This is a genomic window from Streptomyces kanamyceticus (assembly GCF_008704495.1).
Taxonomy (GTDB): Bacteria; Actinomycetota; Actinomycetes; order Streptomycetales; family Streptomycetaceae; genus Streptomyces; species Streptomyces kanamyceticus.
Window position 1 is genome coordinate 9,668,294 of sequence record NZ_CP023699.1, and the last position, 23,381, is coordinate 9,691,674.

The following is a 23,381-nucleotide window of genomic DNA, read 5'->3' on the forward strand; positions in this document are numbered from 1 at the left end:
GCGTCAGCGGTCGTCGCTGTTCAGCGGGTCCTCGGTGTAGAGGGGCAGGTGGCAGGACCGGCGGAAGGCGACCCACGCGCGCGTGCTCTGGAGATCGTGCCCGTCCGTGTACGGCTCGGGGACCGGCACCATGATCTCGATCCTGGGCGGCGGCGCCTCCTGGCCCGGGGTGAGCGGGATCCGGTCCGCGTGCTGGGCGCGTGCCACCAACTCCACGATGGTGTCCGCGCGGTAGGCGTTGAAGACGACGCCCGCGCGCTCGGGGAAGAGCCGACGGATCCCGTCGTAGATGTTCGCCCTGTCGGCGGGGAGGTACCCGGCGGGCGGCAGTTCCTCGAAGCCGAGATCCACCAGGCTGACCCTGGGCGCGTCCGCCCGGTCTCCGCGGAGTACGTCGAGGGCCTCCCGCACCAGGTCGATCGGCTCCCGCGTCTTGTGCGAACGCATCAGTTCCAGGGCGTTGTTGAGCTGGGCGGACACGTCGACGGGAGGCGTGTCGGCGGGGGCCGGGTCCGCCGCCTGGCGCGTCGCGGGCCACGCCGCGCCGAGCTGGTCCTGGAACTGCAGGAGCTGGGCGGTGAACACCGGCCAGGGCCGCATCGCGAGCCGCCCCATCCAGCCGGTCTCCGGCGCGGTTCCCACCCGGTCGCGGCGGCCCGCCCAGACGTCCACCACGAATCCGTCGGCGGTACGCAGCAGCAGCGCGATGCTCACGGGCCCCGGCGCGGGTCCGGTCGGCGACGCCCAGTCGATGCCGGTGAGGGGGCGGCCCTGCTCGTCGGCGCGGTCCCGGTCGGATGCCGCGAGGAGAGGGGCGCCCGCGCGCCGTTCCTGTTCGAAGTGCCAGGACACCACGCGGTTGCGGAAGGCCGCCGAGCGCTGGTCGAGACCGGTGGGCACGGCCAGCGGGGAGAGCCGCACGCCGACACCCTCGCCGACGAAGGGAGCCGCGCCGCCGTCGCCCTTGCACGGGTCGACGCAGAGGTCCCCGTAGCTCTTCTCGTGGCCGAACGGCTCCTCCAGCGCGAACAGTTCGACCCGCCAGGCGAGGACCTCCCCGGCGGCGGGCAGCGGCTTGTCGATGGTCGACGAGGAGAGCAGGACCTTGCCGTCGCCGTCGACGGCGAGACCGGGCCGTACGTCGAGCCTGGTCGGCGGCTTGCCCGGGTCACCGGCCAGCGCGAGGCCGTAGCCGTGCACCACGCCGGGGCCGCCCGCAAGACCGAGCGCGCGGGAGAGGGCCTGGGTGTAGAGCTGGATCTGCTGCAGGTGCACCGCGCGCAGGAACATCCCGTCGAACGGCTTCAGCCGGCTGATCTCGGGATTGTTCATGGCGCGTCCCCCTCGTCCCCTTCGTCGCCGGTGTCGGTCGCGGCGCTCCCCGAACGCAGCGTCAGGACCGCGTCGTGGCCGTCGTGCTCGCTGCCCGGCGGGCCGCCGACCAGACCCGCGAGCGGCACCCGGGGCCGCGCGCCGAACACCGGTGTGGGGCCGGTGCCCCGGACCGTGACCCGGACCAGGTCGTAGACGGGCGGATCGTGCAGGAAGACGCTCAAGGTCAGCTCGTCGGGACCGTACGCGATCCGGGCGATGTCCTCGTGCACCCAGCCGTGCGCCGACAGGGACGTCACCGTCACCGGACGGCCCGTGAGGGAACCGCGCAGCAGGGGCGCCGTGACGCGCAGGCGCAGTACGTGCGGGTGCGGCCACTCGACCGTGCGTGCGACGCGCGGCCCCCCGGCGTCCACGGCGGTGTGGGCGGCGAGCAGCGCGGGGGCCAGACCGCAGACGAGGTCCGCGACGGTGGCCGTCGGCAGCAGCGTCGGGCGGCCGCCCAGGTCGATGTGGTGGTCGAGCAGGCGCAGCTCCTTGCCGTACCCGTGTACGCGGAGCCGCAGCGCGGCCAGCGGTACGGCGCCCGGCTCGTCGTGAGGGAACAGCGAGGGGGAGCCGTCGTCGGGGGTGAACGGGGTCAGGTCGGCGGCGTCCGCGGCGGCCAGCCGGTGAAAGGCGTCGAGCAGGGCGGCGGTCCGCCGCTCCTCGGGCAGTTCGGCGACGCGCGCCGCGGCCTCGGCGGCTTCGTGACCCGCCAGGTCGCCGGGTGCCGCCTCGTCGAGACCGAGCAGGACGCGTACGCGGTGGTAGGGCGCGGGCGGCGGGGCGGGGCACGGTCCTGGGCGCAGCGTCAGCCGGACCCGTTCCACCACACGGGAGTTGGCGGTGTGCTGCCGGGACAGGTCGCACGGGTCGGCGAGCGCGGGCACCGGGGCCGTCTCGTACGGGTCGATGCGGGCACTCAGCCAGGCGTCGACCGTCCGCTCCTGCCCGCTGCCCCCGACCGTGCCCTCGCCCGCGAAGGCCCTGACCAGCGCGGCCAGGTCGCCGCACCAGTCGCCGTCGAGGTGCAGCTCACGGCCCAGACCGTCGACCGCGAGCCCGGCGGAGACCCGCAGGGTGTGTGCCTCTGCGTCGACGGTCACGGTGACGTGATAGCCGTGGACGATGCCGGGGCCGTGCAGCCAGGCGTTGTGCAGCATCAGCTTGCCGCGGCCGTGGCCGATGAGGGTCATGAAGTCGTCCTCGCCCAGCAGCATCCCGTACCGGGCGCGCAGCGCCAGGAAGGGGTTGACCGGCAGGTCGCCGTCCCGGTGCCCGTCGTGCACGGCGGCACACCCCGCACAGGTGCTCATGGCCTCTCCTCCCCGTGGCCCGACGGAGGGTCGCCCGGATAGGGCCGCATCGCCTTCGCGTACTCACGGCGCAGTGCGCACAGCAGGTGCCCGCGCGCGATGGGCCCGCCGTCCGGCGCGGCGAGATAGGCGGCGCCCAGGGCCGCGTTGCGGATCCAGGCGCCGGGCACCGGGTACATCCGGGCCAGCACGGCCAGGTCCACGTCGGCGGCGAGCCGTGCTCGCTCGGGCAGGTGCAGTCGCCACAGCCGGGCCCGGTGCGCCGCGTCGGGCATGCCGAACTCGACCAGGAAGTCGACGCGCCGCAGGAACGCCGCGTCGATGTTCTGGCGCAGGTTGGAGGTGAGGACGACGAGCCCGTCGAAGCCGTCCATGCGCTGCAGCAGGTACGCGGTCTCCAGGTTCGCGTAGCGGTCGTTGGCGTCCTTGATCTGGGTACGCGTCCCGAACAGCACGTCCGCCTCGTCGAGCAGCAGTACGGCCTGGGTGCGCTCGGCGACGTCGAAGGCGCCCGCCAGGTTCTTCTCCGTCTCGCCGATCCACTTCGAGACGAGGCGGGCCATGTCGACCACGAGCAGATCGGTGCGCGCGGCCCCGGCCAGTGCCGCGGCCGCGAGGGACTTGCCGGTGCCGGGCGGCCCGGTGAACAGCAGCCGGACACCGCGACCGGCGCGCACCTGTTCCCCGAACCCCCACTCCTCCAGGACGAGTTGGCGCTGTTCGAGCCGGGAGACCGCGTCCCTCAGCTGCTGCGCGGGCTCGGGCGGAAGCACCAGCTGGTCCCAGGTGACGGCCGGGGAGCTGAGGCGCACGCCGGGCGGCAGGCTGATCCCGGCGCGGTGGCGGACGGCCGCCGACACGTCCGCGGGCTCCGGCCGCGCACCGAGCCGGTGGCCGCTGTGCAGATCGGCGGCGACCATGGCGGTGAGCGACGGGTCCAGCGGATGTCGCGCGGCGAGCGCGGCCGCGACGGGCCGCAGCCGCGGCAGGCTCCGCGACCAGGCGCGGCGATGGTCGGCGAGGGTGAGCGGCCCCAACGGGACCGTCAGGACGGGACGCAGCCCCGTCGGCCGCAGCGCGCCCGGTCGGCCGGGTACCAGGGCGGGGCCGGGCAACCAGCCCAGATCCAGCGAAGGAGGGGCGGCCGCCGCGTCGTTCGGTGCGGTGGCCGCTCCGCAGAACACCGGGACGGCACCGCGCGCCGCCGCGTGCGCCGCGAAGAGCCGCGCGGCCGCGGTGGCATCGGGGGCGACCCGCGCGGCGACCAGGCGCACGTCGGCGGCGTCCGCCAGGGCGGCACACCGGCTCAGGGCGACGTTCTCGTCCTCGTCGGTGAGGACGACCGTCCGTGCCACCGGCGAGGTGAGCGCGGTCACCGCCCGTCGTACGGCGGGCAGTTCGAGCCAGCCGTCGAGGCCGGGCGGCGGGGCGTCGACGGCCACGCGGGCGGGTTCGGCGGGCCAGGTGTCCACGCCGTGCAGGGCTTGCCACAGCTCCGGGGCCAGGGTGAAGGAACGCTCGAACAGCGGGCCTTCGCCCAGCCGCACGAGGCCCTCGCCGATCACTCCGCACGGGGCGCACTGACGGCGGACCAGCAGGCGCCCTTCGCCGTCCGGGCCCACCAGGAGCGCGGCCAGGCCGAGCGTCGGGCGCGGCTCGTCCCGCGGGTGCAGCGCGCGGAAGGTGGCGGCGAGGCCCTCGTGTTCCTCGGGGAGCCCCGCGAGGAGAAGCAGGTCCGTGGCCAGTGGGCTCAGCCGGTACCGCGCGCGGATGCGCTCCAGCGGGTCGGCGGGGTCGGCAGGCTCGGCGGGGTCGAGCGCCTCCGTACCACCGGCCTGCCGGGCGTGCTCGGCCCAGGACCGCAGGAACGCCACGGCGGGGCCTGCGGATTCCGCCGTGCAGTGGGCCTCGACCAGGTCGGCGACGCGCAGGGCGACCCGCGCGGCGCGCGCCGACAGGCGCAGGCTCGCGCGCTCCTGCGACAGCTCCGTACCCGGTGCCACCGAGTACGCGCTCTCCAGGATCGTCATGACCGCAAGACTGGCCGTCGGCCGTCACCCGTGCGTGATGCGGGCCTCATACGTAGCGGAAGCAGATGACGCGGCCGAGCCAGGGGATCCAGCCGGGGTCGAGGTCCAGACCCGCGACCCGTACGCCGACGTCCACCTCGTCCAAGGCGAGCACCACCTCGATCCAGCCGGGGGAGAGGAAGACGGTGCCCCGGCGCGCGGCCAGCCCCCGCACCACCGCCGCCTTCTCGCGCTCGGGCTGCCCGAGCGCCTGCGCCGCCGCCCGCGACCAGCGCTCACCGAGCCGAAGGACGGCCCGCGTCTCCTCGGCCGTCGGGTGGTCAACGTGCGGCCAGGGCAGGGGCTTTACGGGATCGAGACCGGAGAAGGCCGCCAGGGCAGGGTCGTCATCGGCCAGCGGAAGGAGGGAGACGGCCACCGCCCGCAGGACCCAGGGCAGGGGGTGGCGGGCGAGGTCGGCGTCGGCGAGCACGGCGTGGGGAAGACCGACCGCGGGGGCGAGGGAGAGCAGGAAGAGGAGCCCGGCCCACCGGGTGGGCAGACCGGGGGCGGCGGGGGCTGGTTCCCTGCCGGTGCTGGTGTCATCCGGTGTGGTTCCCGCTGGTTCCTGGTGCGCCGAGCGCGGCTCGGCGGTCGTGGAGGCGTACGCACGGTCGGCGCGGGCAGCGGGAAACGACGCGTCCCCCAGCGCGGCCACCGCACGCAGTAGTTCGTCGGCGTCGGGGCGGGCGAGCGCGGCGGGGTCGGTCTCGGCCACGATCAGCGCCGCCCAGGCCATGGCGTCGCTCGCGTCCGGACGCAGCCGCGACCCACCGACCGCCCTGGCCAGCACCGAGCGGCTGAACAGGGCCTGGGTCAGCACCTGGTGGCCGGTCGGCCCGGTCGGCACGGGGCTGTCTGGGGGAGCTGCGGCTGCGGTGCGATGCGGTGAACTCTGCTGTTGGCCGGTTGGCGTCTCGGCGCCGGGGGGCGGGGTGGTGCCGTTCGTGGGCATGGCGTTGGCGGGCGGGGTGGTGACGATCCCGGGCTCGGTGTCGGTGGGCGGAGTGTTACCGCTCCTGCGGTCGGCGTCGGCAGGCAAGGTGTTGCCGTTCCCATGCTCGGCGTCGCCGCGCGGGGTGCTCCGGCTCCCGGGCCCGGCCACGGGAGACGGCAGGCCGCCCGGCGGACCGGGCACCGGGGCGAGCAGCGCCGCGATCGCGGGCCAGCCACCGCAGCGGGCGCGCGAGTGCGGCCCGCCCAGGGCTTGGTGGGGCGCGGCCAGCCCCACCTGACGCACCGCGTCGAGCAGCGCCGCGAGACCGGCGCCGGGACTCTGCGTGCACAGCCGCCGCAGCGCCGCGACGATCGCCGCGCCGGGCGCCCTTACCGGGTCCGGGTCACCCCGGCCCCGCACGCCTGCCTTCTCCCAGGCCCAGGCGCGCTCAATCCGCCCGAGCGACGTCGAGGCGATCAGGTCGGCGACCGCCTGCACGGGGCCGTCGTAGTGGACGACGTCGGGGCCAGGGCTGGTCAGAGTCTCGACAAGGCGGGTGGCCAGGGCCGTGGCCCAGGCCCGGCGGAGCGCGGCGTCCGTGGCGTCGCCGTCGAGCGTGACCTGGACGTCGAGGCGGCGCAGGCACCAGATCCCGGCCGGGACGTCGGCGGAGTCGAGGGCCCGCGCGAGGTCATGTCGTACGACCGACTCCGCGAGCCGGGCGACGCGGCGCTCGTCGGCGAGCGGTGCCTCCGCGACGAAGCGGCCGATCGACAACCGCGTGCCCACGCCTCAGCCTTCCCTCGCCGGGGCAGGAACCCACGCATCAGTACCGGCGGCGACACGTCCCTCTTCCCGTACCGGCGCCACGCCCACCACGCCGTCCCCGCCCACCGCGACCCTCCCCACCACGGCGGGCCCCCACCGCGCACCCGCCCCGACCAGCGACGTGAGTCCGAGGTGGAGATGGCGGCCGATCCGCATGCCGAAGCCGAGTTCGCAGATCTCGACCTTGGTGTGGGCGGGCCGCTGATCCGCGAGGATCCGCTCCACGACGTCCCGCTGTTCGCGGCTCAGGTCGGCAGGGATCAGCACACTGAACCGGTGGGCCGCGGTGGCGTATCCATCGGGCGAGCCCATCGCCCCGAGCGCGGTGCCGTCGCCGAGTGCCCCGCCGGTCCTGATGGTCGCGCCGAGTCGGGCGGGCGCGCCGCTCCCGGGCCCGGCGCCGAGCACGGCGCCGGGGACGCCGCGCAGCCGCCAGCTCTCCACGAGGACCGGCGGATGCCCGAGGTAGATCGCCAGGATCCGGGTCAGGGCGGTCAGCGTGCCGCGCCGGGCGAAGAGGACGTACGCCTGCGCGATGAGTTCCCGACGGGCCGCCTCGGGCCAGCGCCGGTCAAGGGCGAGCCCGGCGAACCCGGCGAGCCAGGCCAGCGCCTCCTGCGGGGTGGCCGACGGGTCGACGAGCAGCGCGCGGCGCACGGCGCGGCCGTCCAGCTCGCGCAACAGCCCCTCCAGCGGAGCGAGGAAGCGCTGCAGGAAGTCGGCGTCGGCGTCGTTCCGCGACCAGGCCCTGGGGAGGTGCTGGAGCAGGCGGTGTCCGGGGTGCTCGACGCGCAACTCCCGTACGCACGGGGTGAGTCCGGTCGTCCCTGCGAGGTCGATGACCAGCCACAGATAACGGCCGGGGGCGGCGGTCACCGGGATCTCGTAGGTCTCGAACCGGTCGTCGGCCGGGATCTGCGTCCACGGCCGCTCCCGTCCCGTCGGCCGCCGGAACAAGGGCGCGGCGGCCGTCGCGCTCACGGCGGCGAGCGCGGCCACGCCGGGCAGCGGCGGCGTCAGGTCGGGCCGTCGGACGGTGACGTCGCCGTGGGCCGGGGGAGCGGGGGCGACGGGATCGGCGACCTCGTCGTCGTCCGTCGTGAGGCCGCGCACGGTGACGTCGGTGCCAGGAGGCAGGCACGCGTCGAGGAAGACGCGGCCCCAACGGGTGCGGTAGGCGCCGCTGTCCAGGCGGTAGGTGACGACGCGGCCCGCGGGCAGGTGACGGATGCTGGGGCCACCGGTCCAGGCGTTACCGGGGTCCGTGGTGTTTGCGACGACTGTGGTGTCCGTGGCGCGCGTGGTGTCCGTCGTGTCCGTCGTGTACGAGAGGCGTCCGTACGACTCCGCCACCGAGCCGCCGTCGAAGCCCGGCTGTGCCAGCGGGTCGAGTTCGAGCAGCCCGGCGCCGAGGGGCGCGCCGTCTAGCGGTGCGAAACGGCGCAGCGACATGCCCGGTCGGCAGGCCACGGCCAGCGTGCCGTCGGCGCGGGCCACCAGGTCCACCGCGCCCGGCACCTCGACCACCGGGTGCCCGTCGGAGTCGGCGATCAGCGAGGGCAGCTCCGCGCGGTCCCACAGGACGAGGACCGTCCCGTCCGGTGCGACCGTGACCCGCACCGCCGCCACGGCGCCGCGACACCGTGGTCGTACCAACGGAGGTCCAGACACCACACCTTGACATCCTGTCAGAGCAATCAGCCGGGCGGGCCGCCGGGTCAGGACCAGGGCCTCGCGGCAGCGCGCCGCGACGTCCACCGCCGCGCGGCGCGGGTGGCGCCGCGTCGCGACCGTGATCCGGCGCAGCACCCCGTGCGCCCACAGGTCGACGACCGCGACACGGGCGCCGCCGTCCTGGACCGCGTAGAGCCGCTGATCGGCGTCGACCGCCAGCGCCGAGGGCCGCGTGAACGTCCCGGCCCAGTCGAGGTCGGTCGTGGCCGACGGGCCCGCGTCCGGCGCCCTGACGCTCACCCGGTCCTGGTCGGGCCAACTCCGGTAGGCGTTGCCCCACCGGTCGAAGGCGAGGCCGGGCGGCAGGGCGGGCAGCGGTGGCCGCGCGGCGTCCGGCGGTTCGGCGTCCAGCCAGTTCAACTGCACGCCCCCGGCCGGTACCAGGGCGGTGTTCTCGTGGCGGCAGCGTGCCCACTGATCGGGATGGGCCAGCAGGCTGTACGCGGCGGTGTCCATGGCGGGCGCGCTCAGCAGACGTCTCGGGGAAGCGGCGCGATCACCACGTCCGGGGCGTCGGGCGGCAGCGGCCGGTAGTCGCTGCCGGGGGCCAGCGGAGCACCCGACACGACGGTCAGGCCGACGACCTGCGGGAGTTGATGGCGTGCCAGCTCGACCACGGGCACCGCACGCATGCCGCCGGGTGCCACCGGATCGGGCACGGCGAGCAGCAGTCCTTCCAGGTACTCGACACCGTCGACCTGGACGGCCACGGCCTCCAGTTCGGCCCTTCGTACCGTACGGCCGAGCGGCCACCCCTGCCCCTCGGGCCCGAACGGGGGCAGCGGAGCCAGGAACTGACGCAGGATCAACTCGACCCAGCGACGTACGGCGTCGACCTGGAACCCCGCACGGACGACGATGCCCGCGGCGAGGCCGATCGGCCGGTACTCCGGAGGGATCACGTACAGCTCGGTGGTGATCAGCCGACGCGGGTCGAGATAGCGGGTGACCTCGCGCAACAGGGCGCGGTCCGGCAGCGGCGCCGCGGGATCGCGGATGTCGTCGGCGGGCAGCACGAGCACGCTGACCACGCCCGCCGCGGGCACGTCGGGGACGGCGGGGTGCAGCAACCGCAGCGTCTCGGCGCGGGCCACTCCCGGTACCCGCAGGGCCAGTTCACGGAAGTCGTCGGCGGTGACGGCGCGGTCGCGGCGGTGCACCTCGCCGGGGATCCGCTCCAGGGCCGCGTCGAGCGGCTCCGCGTCGCGGCCGCCCGTGGCGGGCAGCGGGTTGCCGACGTCGACGCCGGTGGCGTCGGCGACCTGGGTGATCGCACCGGCCGCCACGTTCCCGGCCGCCCCGCCGCCGTACCGGTAGGTGCGCACCCGGATCCGCTCCCCGAGCTGCGGGACCCGCGGCCCCTGCCCGCCGTCGCCGAACCGCACTTCGCCCGCCGCGAGATCCACCGTGTAGTGCCGATCGCCGGTGCGGGACGTCGTGAAGCCGTCGACCTCGCTCCACTGCCGCCAGCGCCCCGCCTCCTCGACGTCCAGGACGAGCGTGCGGGCGAGGACGCCGCTGTGCACCAGCGGATACGTCTGCCCGGCGCCACCGGTCCCCGTACCGAGCAGCTCGGGCGCGACGATCGAACGGGCCTGTACCGCGCGCACGGCGTTGGCCCCCACCCAGCGGACGCGGTGGATCGGATCGCCGCTCGCCGCCGCGCCGTCGGCGGCCGGTTCCGGACGGGTCGCCTGCAGCCAGGCGATCACCCGGGCGGCCTGCCCGGGATCGTCCAGCGGGGGCGGGCTGTCCTTGCCGCCGGACGGCGGCGCCGAAGGGTCGGGCAGCGGCAGCGGGTCGGGCAGCGTGAGCTCCACGACCCCCGTCGTGGTCAGACCCTCGGTGGTGTCGCCCGCCACGGCGAGCGAGAGCGGCGGTGTGCGGTCCGCGCTCCACAGCCGCCACAGCGTCGGCGGCACGGTACGGTCCAGGCTCGCCGACCGGTAGCGGTCCGCGCCCGCCGCGTCGAGCTTCGAGAGCAGGAACGGCCGGTCCACGCTCTCGTCGAAGGCGACGCCGATGAACAGGCTGCGCCCGCTCAACTCCCGTGCCAGTACGTCTCGTTCGATGCCTTCCCCGTGCAGGACCGCGATCCACAGCGCGCGGTCCACCGCGTCGGCGACATCGGCGGGCTCCGCGCCGGGCGCCGCCGGATCGGGCGGCAGCAGGCGCGACCGGAAGAACCGCACCCGTCCGCCACTGCCGAGACCGAGCCGGAGCAGGGCGTCGCACCTGCGGGCCTGCTCCGCGGCGTCGTCCTCGGCCGCGGGCGGCACGCCCTGCTTGACCACCCCGAGCGCCTCGACCGGCCAGACGGACACCTCGCCCTCGGTCTCGAACGACACGTCACCGGCCCGCAGTTCACCACCGCGCGGTACCCGCACCCCTGCGGGGTTCTCGGTGCGCAACGCCGACAGCACATGGGCGGGCCGTGCGGGCAGCGCGGGAACACCGAGCAGGCTCAGGAACGCGACCTTGGTGGCATCCGGAATCTGATTGAACCGGAACAGCACGGACTCACCGAGGAACGCGAACAGGTCGAGGAGCGCGATGCCCGGATCACTGGCGTTGTGGTCCGTCCACTCCGGTGCGTACGTGGGAATGCGCTGGATCAGCTCGGCGCGCAGCTGCTCGAAGTCGCGGTCGTCGAGTACGGGTCCGATGAGGCTCATGGCCTGCCGTCCGGGGCGTGCGGGAGGCGATTCTGCATGGGGCGATCGTCGGGCGCGGGCGTCACGGGGGCGTTGTCCTACGTCACCGGTACTAGCGCAGGTAGAACGGATAGACCAGATCGTCCTCGCGCCGGTCCGCCAGCTGGGTGTACCGGATGGTGATCCAGACCAGGGCGGGATCGTCGCCCGGCGACACCGAGACGTCGGTGACCTGGATGCGGGGTTCCCAGCGGGCCAGCGAGCCGCTGATCTCCTGTTGCATGGAGGCCCTGGTGGCAGGCGTGTTGGGCCGCATCAGGAAGCGCCGCAACCCGCAGCCGAAGGTCGGCAGCATGACCCGCTCACCGGGCTCGGTGTCCAGGACGGTCTCGACGGACTGCCGGATGACTGCGTCACCGGTCGCGTAGGCGAGGCGGCCTTCGGGCCCGGGGCGGAAGGGGAAGGCGGGCCCTTGCCCGATCCACGCGTCGATGGGCATCTCGTCGCTCATGTCGTCTCCTCGGCGGATTCCGGCGCGCTGCGATGGAAGACGGTCCCGGCCGACAGGTTCGCGACGGCGACGGGCCGTCCGTCCGGGGCCCGCGCCACTTCGTTGCGGTAGGTGAGCGTCAGCCGGTAGTCGCCGGGCAGGTGCAGGCTCTGGTAGTTCTCCAGAGTCCAGCTGCGGGCCGCCCGCTCGCCCGGGGACAGCTCGACGAAGTGCTCCGGCTCGGGAGGACCCGCCCGTACCCGGAAGCCCGCGTCGTTTCGGTACCCGGGCGGTCCTACGACGACCAGGTGGAGCTCGCCGCCGACCGTTCCGGCCGGAACGAGCAGCAGGCGCGTGTTCACCGTGGCGGTGCCCGGGCCGGTGTTGCCGAGGCGCACGTCGAGCGTGGTGGGGGTGCCGACCGGCGCCTCGGCCGGGGTCACACGGACCTCGAGACGCAAGGTCGCGTCCTGCCCGGCCATCGGTCCCGCTGTCCCGTGCGCCGAGCGCTGGACGAGGCGGACGGCCCCCAGCTGGGCTTCGTGGTCGGTGCGGATCTCGTCCAGTTCGCGGGCGTCCGCCCCGTCGAGGGGCACTCCGCCCCAGCGCCGCAGGGCGTGTTCGGCCACGCCGAACATCCGGCGCTCCGCCGCGCAGTCCGCGATCAGCCGCCAGTCGGCGCCCGCCGGGACCGCCCCGAAGCCGTCGCGGTCCAGCTCCTCCGGCGTGAACTCCGGGTAGTGCCGGGGAGCAGGGGCGCCGACGAACTGAGGGATCCAGGCCTCAAGGGTGAGCCGACCGGGCTCGGCGAGCGGCTCTCGCAGGTCACTGGCCCGTTCCAGCAGTGCCGTGGCCTCGTCGAACCGGTCCACCGACCACAGCGCGATGCCGTACTGGAGCAGCACCGCCGGGTCGTCCGGCCGCTCCCGCAGCGCCGACTCGTACAGCCGCAGCGCGCGGGCCGTCCTGCCCTCCTCGAACCACAGCCGGTTGGCCTCCTCGAACGGTCCGCTCATGGCCCGCCACCCCCGGATCGGCTGCCGCAGTGACGGCACGCCGCGGCGAGCGGCGCCTCGATGACCGGGCGCACCCGGTACTCCAGGCTCGCGGAGACGTGGCGCCGGATGTCCTTCAGCACGGCCTGCAATCGTTGCGCGAGCCAAGGCGCCTGTTCCAGGTTGTCCCAGCGGTCCCTGCCCCGGAACTGCCCGGCGATCGCGCGCAGTTCCTCGGCGATGGCGTGCGGGCCACGGCCGCCACCGGCGTCCGGGAGCAGCTCCAGAACCTTCTGGGCCACGTTCTCCGCCTGCTTGCGGGCCATCGTCGCGGAGAGGATCCGGGTACGTGGTTCCGGTGTGTCCCTGTCCCACTCGAGCAGCGCGTACCGGAGGGCCTCGACGACGCTCGCGTACATCTCCATCTCCGCCTCGGGTCGGCTGAACACCGGTTCCAGCGCCGCCATATGAGGGGTGTCGCCGATGGTCGAGAAGTAGTTGTAGGCGCGCTTGGCGGCCTTCAGCCAGTTTCCCTGACGGGCCCGGCGGCGGGCGTCGCAGCACATGTCCCACGCGAACCGGGCCAGGGGCGTCGCCGGGATCGCTCCTGGATCCGCCAGCTGGGCCAGGTTGAAATCGGCGCTTCCCCGCGCCGTGAGCAGCGGAGAGCCGTCCGGGCGCCGGGCGGTCACGAACACCACACGGGTGAGGTTGATGAACCGGCCGTCGGCCAGGAACCCCCGCCAGAAGGTGTTGAGGTTGCCGCCGTCGAGGGTGGCTATCAGCTTCGCGAGCTTCGACACCCCGTCGGGCCGCTGCAACTGCCCGAGGCTCATCGCGGTGCTGCCCCGGCCGACCGGATAGGCCACCAGATGCCGGAACTCCAGGTCGTCGCGGCCCGGGCGGGGGCCCGTACTGATCCGGAAGACTCCGGCGACGATCCGCCGCGCGGCCCGCCGCGCCGCCTCCTCCTTGTCGTCGGCCACGACGTGCACGTGCTCGTCGAAGTCGATGTCGGGCGGGAAGGGGTGCACCCGCCCCTGGATGGCGGTCCCGGCGACCGCCATCTGCCCGCCGACCCGCAGCGCACCCCCGAGGGTGTGGGCGGACGTCGACGCCGCGGCAAGGTGCCACCCGACGGAGATCCCGCCGTACAGATAGCGGATGCCGCCCGCCGCGTCAGGGGTCGCCACCCGGTACGTGCCGGGGTCGCCGGGACCCACCACCTGGAGCGCCGGATTGTCCACCAGCGCCACCGTGACCAAGGCCTTGGCGCGCCTGTGGCGCAGCTCCTCGATCTGCGCGTCGACGGCGTCGTCCCGGCCCCGACGCCGGCTCAGCAGCTCGGCGATCGCGCGGCTCGTCCTCACCAACTCCCGCCGGGCGTCGTCGATGCCGAGCTGCGGCACACCGGCCGCCACCTGGGCGACGAGGGCCAGCGCCGCCCGGACGCGAACCCGGTAGCGGGCCTGAAGGCTCCCCGGCATCGCAGTGAAGTGCGTGGTCAAGCGCCTGCCGATATCGGTCAGCTGCGCGGCGTGCCGGATCAGCCCGGTGCCGACCGCGTGCTCCACCTCCCACAGATACGACTCGACCTCGTCACGCTCGACGAAGCGGCTCCGCTGCTGACCCTGGCGGAACTCACGGGCGGGGTAGCCGTGCAGCACCTGCAGCACATGGACGTGCTCGTGCATCACGGTGCTGAACAGCCATCCGGTGTCGACGAAGGCCTTGTCGTAGATCTCGACGCGCACGGGCGGAACGGCCCGTCGCGCTCGGGTGACCGGGTCCTGGACGAGGCGGAACGACGTCAGCGCGTCCTCCGCGTGCGCGCCGCCCACGTACAGGAAACCGGCCAGGCGCGGATCGACGGTGCCGCGGCGCCGCAGGGCCACCAGGAGCGTCGAGAGCGCGACGTCCCGGTGCTGGTCCTGTATCGCCCGGTCGGCGAGGTGGACCGTCGCGGCGTCGAGGGAGGGAACCGCCCAGGAAGGCGCGTCCGCCAGGATCGCGAGGGCGGTCTGCCGGTGCGGGAGGCCGATCGTGGCCAGGAGTTGATCGCGTTCCGCCGGAGCGGCCGACAGGTGCAGCCGTTCGTCCGCCGGGGCCCGGGCGAGCATGTCGAGCATCGCCGTCGGGTCCTTGAGGTCGAGGTACTGCCGCAATCGGGCGGTGACCACGAGCGCGGCCGTCGGGCACGTCCCGGGGAAGGGCCCGATGATCTGCGAGACGCTTTCGTCGTAGAACCTCAGGCGGCCGTCGAAGGGGCCTTTCCCCAATGCCCAGCCGATGCACTGGAGCGTGCCGAAGTCGCAGACGCAGCCGAGGTCGCACCACCGGTGACAGCCGTCGGCGAGGGAGTTGTGCCCCTTCTCGGAGCACCAGTCGTAGCAGGCGTCGTGGTCCCGGCAGCCGCGGTGCGTGCCGCAGTTCTGAACTCCCTGGTAGACACAGATGTGATGGCGGAGCCCGGTGGAGTCGGGGACGCAGCGGTGTTCGTCGGGCTCGGCGCGGCAGCTCTGCGCGCAGTCGGGACCACAGACGCCGCGGCACTTGGCGCCGCTGGCGATCATCGGGTCCATCAAGTGCGGCGCGGTGGGATGGGTGTTGCACGGCGTCGGATGCCGCGGCGCGGGATGGCCCTTCCAGTAGACGCCGCGCTGTGCGGGGAGCAGTCCGAGTGTTCGCAGCACGGCGCAGGTGCTGTCGAATCCGCCGTACAGGCCCGAGCCCAACAGGCCGAACAGGTGGGGGAGGCCGACGGCGGGCTTCTGCGCGGCAGGGGTGGCAGGTCCCTGGACGACGTGCGCCAGTTCGTAGGCGAGATCCGAAGAAGAGGACCGGGAAGGGGAAGGGGACTTCGCCGAGTGATCGGAGGGCGCGCCCGACTCGCGCGTTCCGGCGATGCCGGTGGCCAGCTCCCTGGATGGCCCCTCGCTCTGTGGCCGCCTGCCCGGACTCCTGTCACGGGTGGCCAGGGCACTCATCGCGGACACAGCGGATCGTCCGGTTTCGTCTCGGGGAGGTCCGTCCCCGGCAGCGCCGCGCCCGCCGGATCGAGCCCCGCGACCAAGTCGCCGACCTGGGAGGGATCGTCCCTGAACGTCGGCACCGCATTGAGCTGGGTCGCCGCGTCCGTGGTCTCGAACACGTCGTCCAGGGTGGCCAGTTGGGCCCGACGTTTCTCCTCGGCCTCCTTGTCGGCCTTGGGGATGAGCAGATCGCCCAGCGTGCCCCCGCCGTCGAGGTAGCTCTCGAGCGTCTCCAGCGCTGTCGCCTCACTCGGCAGGCAGAACCGCAGCAGCAACAGCCACCACAGCTGGAAGACGAAGACGACCACCGGCAGGAACAGGCTGAACACGAACATCGAGACGATCATGAAGAGTTCGATGGCGAACGTGCAGCGACTGGTCACGGACCCGTGGTCGGGTGGTCCGGGCGTCGGCGGGAACGAGCCGGGGTTCATCCGCAGCTGTGAGCCGGGGGGCTGGACGATCTCCACGCCACCGGGCCCCGGCGGGCGCGCCGCACGCGCGGCCACCGCCCGCAGGTCCGGCATGGTGATCGTCACCCGGTGGTTCTTGGTCCCTTCCGGGTCGGCGTGCGGGGCCAGGCGGTAGGGCGCGGTCGGCTCGCTCCAGGACAGCCGGTCGGGGCACTGTTCGTGGCCCGCGCCCGGATGCTGTCGCGCCAGGCACCGCACGCGGTAGATCGTCCGGTCGTCGAGCCGCGGCAGGCCGAGTTCGTCGATGTCCGCCGAGTGCGTGGGGACGACGCCGAACCACAGCGAGCGGGTGCGTGCGGCGGCGCAGTCCCGTTCGTTCGGGGGCAGTTGCCACATCGGCAGTTCCAGTTCGCCGTCCAGGAGTGCCGCGGGCGCGCTCTCGTCCACGCGGCGCCACAGCCCCGTGCCGACCGGACCCGGCACCCAGGCCTCGACCACGCGCCGGGGACGCACCTTGGCCAGCAGAGCCTGTTGCGCTGGGGTGAGCGGCAGCTGCGCCGCCTGGCCGACGAACGCCACGTCGTCGAGGTCGTCGCTCTCCGGAACGGTCGGTGGCGGTGCCGTGGAGTTGGTCTGCGCCGTGTACAGCGCGAGGGCCAGGCCGCGGGCCAGCTCGCGCAGCGCCCGCGTGTCGTGCACCAGGGTCCGCTCGCGCCTGATCACGAACGACAGGTCCACGCCCTCGGTCCCACCCGCCCTCGGCAGCCCCGGCTCGTCGCAGAAGAGCTCGACCACGACGGTGTAGAACCGCTCGTGCAGCGGCTGGTACAGCTTGCGCAGCGGGGAGCGGACCATCGCCCGGTCCACGAACCGCAGCCGTCCGCTGCCCTTGCCACCCATGGACACCGGGACCGGGAAGCCCCACCGGTCCTCCGCCACGAAGGCGAGGCTGTCGCGCGGGTCCGCGAGGAGCCGGTCCACGAAGTCCGTGCCGCCGTACTTCTGCAGGGCGGGACGGCGCGCGGCGGCGTCGAAGGGGGTGAGGCCCTCCCTGGCGCGTACGTACCAGGGGGCGCGCAGCGCGTACGCGTGGTCCATGCCGATCACCTGCCAGTGGTCGTCTCGGAGGGGGCCTTGCGAGCTCAGAGCAGGTTGCAGACCCCGGGGGAGTACACCGGGGAGGCCACGGCCGCGTTCGCCTGCAGCACCTCGCACCGGACGACCCCGCTGAACGTGGCGACCGGCGTGGTCACGTCCACCTTGGCCGCCTTCACCGAGACCGACGTCATCCCGCTGATGTCCACGGACGTCGCCGTGACACGGACCGACGCGCCGCCCGCGATCTGTACGGTCACCGTGCCCGTGCCCGCGTCGTCGAGCGTCACCTGGTGGCCCCTCGCGGTGCGCACCGTGACCTTGGGCGGCGACCCGTCGTCGAATTCGATGCGGCTGCCCGATCTCGTCTTCCACGTGCGCAGGTCGTTCGCGCGGGTCGCCGGTGTGGGCAGCGGGGCCGTGCCGTTCCAGGCGCAGCCGACGATGTAGGGCCTGCGCAGGTGGCCCGCCTCGAACGCCACCACGACCTGGCTCTCCTTCTCCGGCAGGATCTGCAGGCCTTGGTCGCCGTCGGCGTAGGGGGAGCAGAGCGTGGCCCAGGCGCGTACGTCCCGGTCGCCCGCGGCCCCGAGCCACGGGAATCGGACCTGGATCCTGCCGAGCCGCTCGGGATCCACGAGGTCGGTGACCACGGCCGGGTAGACCCCGAAGTAGCCCGGCGCCGATCCGTCCGCGGACGTGTGCGCTGCCGTCGCACCGGCCATCACACCACCTCGTTCACGGTCGCCCGCTCCGCGTGGAAGCAGGTGCGGAAACCGGCGACCTGGTCGAAGGAGTGCCGTACGTACGTCACGTAGTAGCCGCCGCCCTCGAACGGCCCGCCGACATCGGTCAGTTCGACACGGCTGCCCACGGAAAGGTCGGCGTTGCCGCGCAGCACGCCGCTCACGGTGACGAAGCGCCGCGCCCTGCGGAGCATCTCGGCCCGCGCGTACGACCTGGCCTCCCCGACCGTGAGGGCCGCCTCGCGGACCCGGTAACTGGCGCTCTCCGCAAGCGCTTCGCGGACCAGGCGCGGCCCCGTGCGCCCGCCGGAGATCTCCGCGTCGACGACCTCGGGGCCCGCCTGCGCCTCGATCGTCCGCTGCGTGTGCGCGTCGTAGCCGGTGACCGTCACGCTGCCGCGCTGGTGTGCCAGGTCGGCGCCGATCCGCGCGGACAGGAGGTGGTTTCCCTGGACGGCGACGACCTTGGTGCCCTCGCGCTTGTCGCGGGTGCGGAAGTGCAGCGTGCCGCCCGTGCACCACAACTCCGCCTGGATCAGCCGGGCCCGCTCCCTGAGGAACGCCAAGTCGCTCTGGTTGAACTGCTGGACGACGTCGTAGCGCGCCCCCGCGGCGTCGACGTCCGCGTCCAGGCCGTGCGCGCGGGCCAGGTAGCGGGCGATGTCCGCGTCCGTGGTCCGTTCGTAGGTGCGCATACGACGGGTCATGCGCAGCCGCATCAACGGGTCCTCGGCGTACAGGACCACCACGGGCGCGCTGCCGTCGCGGAACTCGGCCTCGACGGCGGAGACCGTCCCGTCGAAGACGTGCCGCTGGCGCTGGTCGGGGCCGAGAGCGACCTGGATGTCCCGGCCGAGGTCGACGTCCCGGCCGTCGAGGTGGCGCAGCCGCCCCGGGGGACCCGGCGCGCCGGAGTCGGTGGCGACGAGGTGGACGCGCAGGGTGCGCAGGCCCTCCGTGCTCTCGGTGACCTCCAGGCGTACGCAGTCGCGGGCCAGGTCCGGCACGAGGGCGCCGCGCACCCGGAACACCGGCGTGGCGATCGCCGGTGTGATCTCGGCTGTCGAGGTCCCGGGCGTGGCGGCCCCGGGCACGGAGGTCCCGGGCGCTGCGGTATCAGGCATGGCGGTCTCAGTCGTCGAAGCCGTCGGCGTGCGTGCGTGCCTCGACCCAGGCGAGCCTGCCCCGCAGCTCGCACCAGCCCGCCTCGGCCGCGCCGGGGACGATGCCGGGCGGCCGCGTGGCACCGGCGCCCGGGGCACCGACCGTGCTCACCTGGGTGCGCACCTCGTCCACGCTGACCGTGCTCGCCGCGGTGCTCATGGAGTTCACCGGCAGTCACCTCCTGGTCGCCACCGCATCGTGCTGGGGCGGGCGTCACGGGCGCGTTGTGCGGCGTCCGCCGCCGCCCGCCCCGGCGCGCCGGGGGTGAGCTGCTCCCAGGGGGCACCGGTCCGCGCCGACACCGGTGCCTCGCGCGGCCTGGCCCGCGCGGTGAGGCCGGTCGCGCCACCGGCCCGGCTCGCGGCGGCGGTGGACACCTGGGGGCGGGCCCGCAGCGGCAGCGCACGGCCGTACGCGAGGGACCGCGGATCCACGGGGTCGGACGGCGGACCCAGTGGTGCCTGCGGCACGGCGAACGAGGTCCGCGCCGCCTCGTCGTCGGCGCGCGCCCGCGCGCTCGCGAGCCGTGCGGCCGCCGCGGCCACCCCGCCCGCCGCGGTCAACCGGATCCCCGCGGGGAGCAGCGCCGCCGCGGACCCGCTCGCGGTGGCGGTCGCTTCGGCGTCGCCGGACCGCGCGTCCACGGTGGCACCCGCGGCGAACCCCGCGCTGGTGCCGAGCCCCGCCGACGCCTCGATCTCCGCACCGGCCCGCACGGCGAGCCCGGCCGTCAGATTCAGCGGGTCGTCGATGCCGTCGGCCAGGGCCCGCCACGCCGCCGGGCTGCCGCCGACGCGGGCGGCGAGGCCCTGCAGACTCTCCCCTTCGAGCGCCGGTACCACCCGCTGCGGGGCGGCGGTGCCGCGCTGGCCGGGGGCGGGTCCCGGCGGCGGGGCGAGCGGCCGGGGCGAAGGGCTGACCGGGGCCGCGCCGCCCGTGTCGGCGGCCCGGTCGTCGGTGCGGGCGCCGGGACCGATCGCGTTGGCCTCCAGGGCCGGGTCCTGCTCGGTGATGCTGAGACTGAGCCTGGCCCGCAGCGCGCGCCCTTCCGGGCTGAAGTAGTCGATGTCCTCGGTGACTTGGGTGACCCGGCCGTCGAAGAGGAAGGTGCCCCAGTGGAACCGCACCAGTGGGGCAGGGCTCTTCGGCTCGTTCCTGGGCGGCCGCACGAACCGGCGTACGGCCGCGGTGAGGGTCCGGACGTCGACGCCGGTCTCCTCCGCGGTGTCGTACTCGAGGTCGAAGGAGAGGACCGCGGGCTGCACGGACGCGTTCTGGCGGGGCTGCGCCCTGGCCGTGACGCCGCCCGCGTCCGCGTTGTTCGAGTACTGGATCTTCAGCGACGTCGGATTGAACTGGACGTCGAGCACGTCCTTGGGCTCGGAGAACCGGGCCTTCTCGCGCGGTCCCGCCGCGGCGAGCAGGGTGATGACGGCCAGCGAGGCCTTCGCGAACTGCGCCATCAGGACACCAGCCTCAGACCCTCGTGCACGATGTGCAGCTCCTCGACGGCGATCTCGCCGGTGCGGGCGTTCAGCGAGGGCCCGGTGATCCGCGAAGGGAGCCCGCGGACGAACCGCCAGGTGGCCAGGGGGGCTTGCCGTGCTTCGTGGAGCGACGCGAAGACGTGGACGGTCCCGTCGATCCGCCGTACGGGAAGGTTCCCGGCGACCATGTCCTGCAGCCACGTCCACAGGGCCGGGTCGATCCGCTCGCCGGGACTCCTGGCGAACATGCCGCGCTTGAGCACGAGAGGCTCCAGCTTCACCCTGCCGACGCGGCGGATCACGCCGTCGTTGCGGCCGCCCTCCAGGTACTCGCGCACGTCGGCCTGGAGGTCGAGTCCGCCGCATTCCTGGAAGGAGCCGTTGCCCAGGGTGCTGCCGTTGCGTACGTCGGTGGCGGCGGGCGCCCGGGTGCCGGGACTGTCGGTCAGGGTCACCTCGAAGCGGAAGGTCTGCAGGACGTCGCGCGCGTGCGGCCTGGCCTGGGGCGTGCTAACCACGGGCTGCCTCCTGGATGTCGAGGGAATCGTCGCCGCGCGTGAGCCGCAGCACGAGGAACTCCAGCGGGCTGCTCGGCGCCACACCGACCTCAAGGACGATCCGGCCCAGCGCGAGTGACTCGGGCGGGTTGAGGTCCGCGTCGGCCCGTACGAAGAAGGACTCGGCCTCGGTCGCGCCGGAGAACGCGCCCGCCCGGAACTGGCCGCGCAGCAGGTCCTCGACGTGGAGCACGAGGACGGCCCGCAGCGCGACCGTGTGGGGTTCGAACACCACCCACTGGCTCTCCCGGTCGAGGGTGAGGCGCAGCATCGTCATCAGCCGCCGCACGGTGAGCTGCCGGTAGGCGGGGTCATGGGACAGGGTCCGCGCCGCGGTCAGCCGGAAACCGTCGCGCTCGGGCAGGAAGACGTTGATCCCCAGCGGATGCAGGAGGTCGTGCTCGGCCGCGCTGATCCGGTCGGCGATCGTCACCGCGCCCGCGGCGAGCTCGTTCGCGGGCCCCGCGGGCAGCCCCGCGGCGATCTCGCGGGCCGCGATGATGCCCGCCGCGAAGGCCGAAGGCGGGCTGAGCCTGGCGGTCGGCGGCAGCCCCGGGGACGGCGGCAGCAGGCCGAGCCAGGGGTGGTAGGCGGCGGCGTAGCCACTGTCGAAACCGGACCGCCAGTTGGCGGCGGCCTGCGCGCTCAGCCCTTGAGGGACATCGGTCAGGGCGATGAACCGCTGTGCGGCGTCGGCCAGTTGGACCACCCGCTGCTGTCGGGCCCGCAGCGTGGCGAGCTCGTCAGGAACGCGCGCGTCGAGGTAGGCGGCGTCCGCACCTGCGGTGCGCAGCAGGGCGGGCCGCGGCAGCGGGACGCACGGTGCGAAGCCCTCGGGCGGCGGGTCGGGCGGCTCCTCGGTCTCCCGGGCGGGTACGACGCCGTTCCAGGCCAGGTCGGGGACGGTGAGCAGGCCGAGGTCCGCCACCTGGGCGAGCCGTTCGACGCCGCGGTACTCCCGCTCTCCTGCCGGGTCGTCGTCGTCCGGGGGTTCGCTCAACGGGCGTCCCAGCAGGTCCTCTTCACCGATGTCGCCGTACCGGTCTTCGCCGTGCCGCTCGACACGGGAACCGACCGGCGACGGCAGGGGGTCGGTGAGGGCGATGCGCAGGTCGCCGGCGGCCGCGTCCTCGGCCCAGGCGGGGTCCGGTGCGATCAGCAGTGAGCCGTCCGCCACCGCCGTCGCGAGCCAGCGCGGATGGCGCGGGCTGAGGCCGACGTCGAAGGATTCGACCGTCGGCCCCTCGGGAGCGTGGTCGTCCACGGTGACCGAGGCGTGCACGAGGACCAGTGAGCGGGCCGCTTCGGGCAGGGGAGCGTCCAGGGTCCAGGCCAATCGGCGTACTCCATTGGGCACTTCGATGTCGGACGTCGCTTCGATCCAACGGATCCCGCCGTGCCCGCGGGCGGTACGTACGTGCAGCAGTGAACCGGCGGGTGCTCGCACACCCGCCGGAGGCAGCACCAGGCGGTCCGCGTCGGCGCCGGAGGCCGCCGCGAGCGTGCGGGGGGACGGCGCCGTCGACTCGACGGCGAAGCGGCGGCCGGGGACCGCCGTGAGGGTGACCGTCAGTCCGTTCGCCCAGGCGCCCTCGTCGCGGGCCTGCCAACGAACGGGCAGCGCACGGCCGTTCCCGGTCGCGCACAGCGGGATCCAGTGGGCGCCCGTGTCGTACGCGCCCTGTCCCAACAGCGTGTGTGCCTCGGTGGACGGTGGGGGCCCGACCCGGAGCACGTAGGCCCGGCGGCCCCCCTGGGCGAAGAACGCCGAGACCGCCAGCGGCAGCAGTCCGGGACCGAGGCCGAAGCGCGCCAGGTACTCCGGCCAACTGCCCACGGCCAGCGGCTCGTCGACCGGGCCGCGCGGCGCCACCCCGGCGAATCCCGCCGCGTCCAGCGCTACCGGGCGCGGCTCCGTGCGCTCGGCGCCCGGCGGGACGTGGTAGACGCCGGGGGCGCCGAGCGGGGGACCCGTGCCCATGCCCGCCGTCATCGCGGTCAGGTGTTCCGGAAGTCGATGGACTCGGCGACCAGGTGCAGTTCCTCCATGGCCACGTCGCCGCCGCCCTTGCCGGTGAGCGTGGGGCCCACCCACTTCTTCGGCTGGGCGTTGTGCAGCGTCCACGAGCAGGCGTCGACGTTGCGCTCGTCCATCAGCACGATCACCACCGTGCGGGGATCGAAGTCGCCGTCCCGGGTGGCGTCGAGCCACTGGAACAGGCGGAGATCGCCGATGACGCCGCGCTTGAGCGTCACGTCCTCGGTGCTGTTGACGTTGGCGATCTTGCGGACGTGGTTCTCCAGGTCGTTGCCGTTGCGGTACTCGGAGAACTTCACCTCGGAGGCGATGCCGCTGACTTCGGAGAAACCGGCGGCGAACCCCTCGTCGGTGTCGTCGCCGAGCTTCACCCGGTACTTGAACGCGCCGTACGGATTGTCCCTGGTGGGCATGGTCTCCTCCGGGTGGAAGTGGCGGGGGCGGACAGTGGC

The 23,381-nt window shown here is 74.1% G+C and carries 17 protein-coding genes; all 17 read right to left on the minus strand.

What is annotated here, in order from left to right; translation table 11 throughout:
- Positions 1-3: 3 nt before the first annotated feature.
- Positions 4-1,332: a hypothetical protein gene (locus tag CP970_RS41735; protein ID WP_150494631.1), complete on the minus strand. Its 1,329-nt coding sequence runs from the start codon at positions 1,330-1,332 to the stop codon at positions 4-6.
- The gene (locus CP970_RS41740) at positions 1,329-2,690 is read right to left on the minus strand and encodes a hypothetical protein (RefSeq protein ID WP_055557080.1); all 1,362 of its coding nucleotides are present in this window, start codon (positions 2,688-2,690) and stop codon (positions 1,329-1,331) included. The genes CP970_RS41735 and CP970_RS41740 overlap by 4 nt, the downstream gene beginning before the upstream one ends.
- Positions 2,687-4,720 (minus strand): ATP-binding protein, encoded by a 2,034-nt coding sequence (locus CP970_RS41745; RefSeq protein WP_055557082.1) that lies wholly within the window; start codon positions 4,718-4,720, stop codon positions 2,687-2,689. Before CP970_RS41745 ends, CP970_RS41740 begins: the two co-directional genes overlap by 4 nt.
- A gap of 46 nt (positions 4,721-4,766) precedes the next feature.
- Positions 4,767-6,485, minus strand: coding sequence for a hypothetical protein (locus CP970_RS41750; RefSeq protein WP_150494632.1), 1,719 nt, complete (start codon positions 6,483-6,485; stop codon positions 4,767-4,769).
- Positions 6,486-6,488: 3 nt separating this feature from the next.
- Positions 6,489-8,714 (minus strand): phage tail protein, encoded by a 2,226-nt coding sequence (locus CP970_RS41755; RefSeq protein WP_150494634.1) that lies wholly within the window; start codon positions 8,712-8,714, stop codon positions 6,489-6,491.
- An 11-nt stretch (positions 8,715-8,725) separates the two neighbouring features.
- The gene (locus tag CP970_RS41760) at positions 8,726-10,933 is read right to left on the minus strand and encodes a putative baseplate assembly protein (RefSeq protein WP_055552289.1); all 2,208 of its coding nucleotides are present in this window, start codon (positions 10,931-10,933) and stop codon (positions 8,726-8,728) included.
- Between the two features lie 91 nt (positions 10,934-11,024).
- Positions 11,025-11,423, minus strand: a complete 399-nt coding sequence (locus CP970_RS41765) for a GPW/gp25 family protein (RefSeq protein WP_055552291.1) — start codon at positions 11,421-11,423, stop codon at positions 11,025-11,027.
- Complete coding sequence (locus CP970_RS41770; protein ID WP_150494636.1) at positions 11,420-12,418, minus strand: tetratricopeptide repeat protein; 999 nt, start codon at positions 12,416-12,418, stop codon at positions 11,420-11,422. The genes CP970_RS41765 and CP970_RS41770 overlap by 4 nt, the downstream gene beginning before the upstream one ends.
- Positions 12,415-15,384 carry a hypothetical protein gene (locus CP970_RS41775; protein WP_150494638.1) on the minus strand — a complete coding sequence of 990 codons (2,970 nt, stop codon included), beginning with the start codon at positions 15,382-15,384 and terminating at the stop codon, positions 12,415-12,417. The genes CP970_RS41770 and CP970_RS41775 overlap by 4 nt, the downstream gene beginning before the upstream one ends.
- Positions 15,381-16,940 (minus strand): hypothetical protein, encoded by a 1,560-nt coding sequence (locus CP970_RS41780; RefSeq protein WP_150494639.1) that lies wholly within the window; start codon positions 16,938-16,940, stop codon positions 15,381-15,383. Before CP970_RS41780 ends, CP970_RS41775 begins: the two co-directional genes overlap by 4 nt.
- A gap of 44 nt (positions 16,941-16,984) precedes the next feature.
- Entirely contained in the window at positions 16,985-17,662 is a 678-nt protein-coding gene (locus tag CP970_RS41785) for a phage baseplate assembly protein V (protein ID WP_055552300.1), read from the minus strand.
- Positions 17,662-18,807, minus strand: a complete 1,146-nt coding sequence (locus tag CP970_RS41790) for a phage late control D family protein (RefSeq protein ID WP_079043809.1) — start codon at positions 18,805-18,807, stop codon at positions 17,662-17,664. The genes CP970_RS41785 and CP970_RS41790 overlap by 1 nt, the downstream gene beginning before the upstream one ends.
- A 7-nt stretch (positions 18,808-18,814) precedes the next feature.
- A complete protein-coding gene (locus CP970_RS41795; RefSeq protein ID WP_055552302.1) occupies positions 18,815-19,015 on the minus strand; it encodes a hypothetical protein in 201 nt (66 codons plus the stop codon).
- On the minus strand, positions 19,012-20,310 hold the full coding sequence (locus CP970_RS41800) for a CIS tube protein (RefSeq protein ID WP_150494641.1): 1,299 nt from the start codon (positions 20,308-20,310) through the stop codon (positions 19,012-19,014). Before CP970_RS41800 ends, CP970_RS41795 begins: the two co-directional genes overlap by 4 nt.
- The gene (locus tag CP970_RS41805; RefSeq protein ID WP_055552306.1) at positions 20,310-20,852 is read right to left on the minus strand and encodes a phage tail protein; all 543 of its coding nucleotides are present in this window, start codon (positions 20,850-20,852) and stop codon (positions 20,310-20,312) included. Before CP970_RS41805 ends, CP970_RS41800 begins: the two co-directional genes overlap by 1 nt.
- On the minus strand, positions 20,845-22,872 hold the full coding sequence (locus CP970_RS41810; protein ID WP_157877772.1) for a phage tail sheath subtilisin-like domain-containing protein: 2,028 nt from the start codon (positions 22,870-22,872) through the stop codon (positions 20,845-20,847). The genes CP970_RS41805 and CP970_RS41810 overlap by 8 nt, the downstream gene beginning before the upstream one ends.
- Before the next feature lie 17 nt (positions 22,873-22,889).
- Entirely contained in the window at positions 22,890-23,342 is a 453-nt protein-coding gene (locus tag CP970_RS41815) for a phage tail protein (RefSeq protein ID WP_055552310.1), read from the minus strand.
- Between the last annotated feature and the right edge of the window lie 39 nt (positions 23,343-23,381).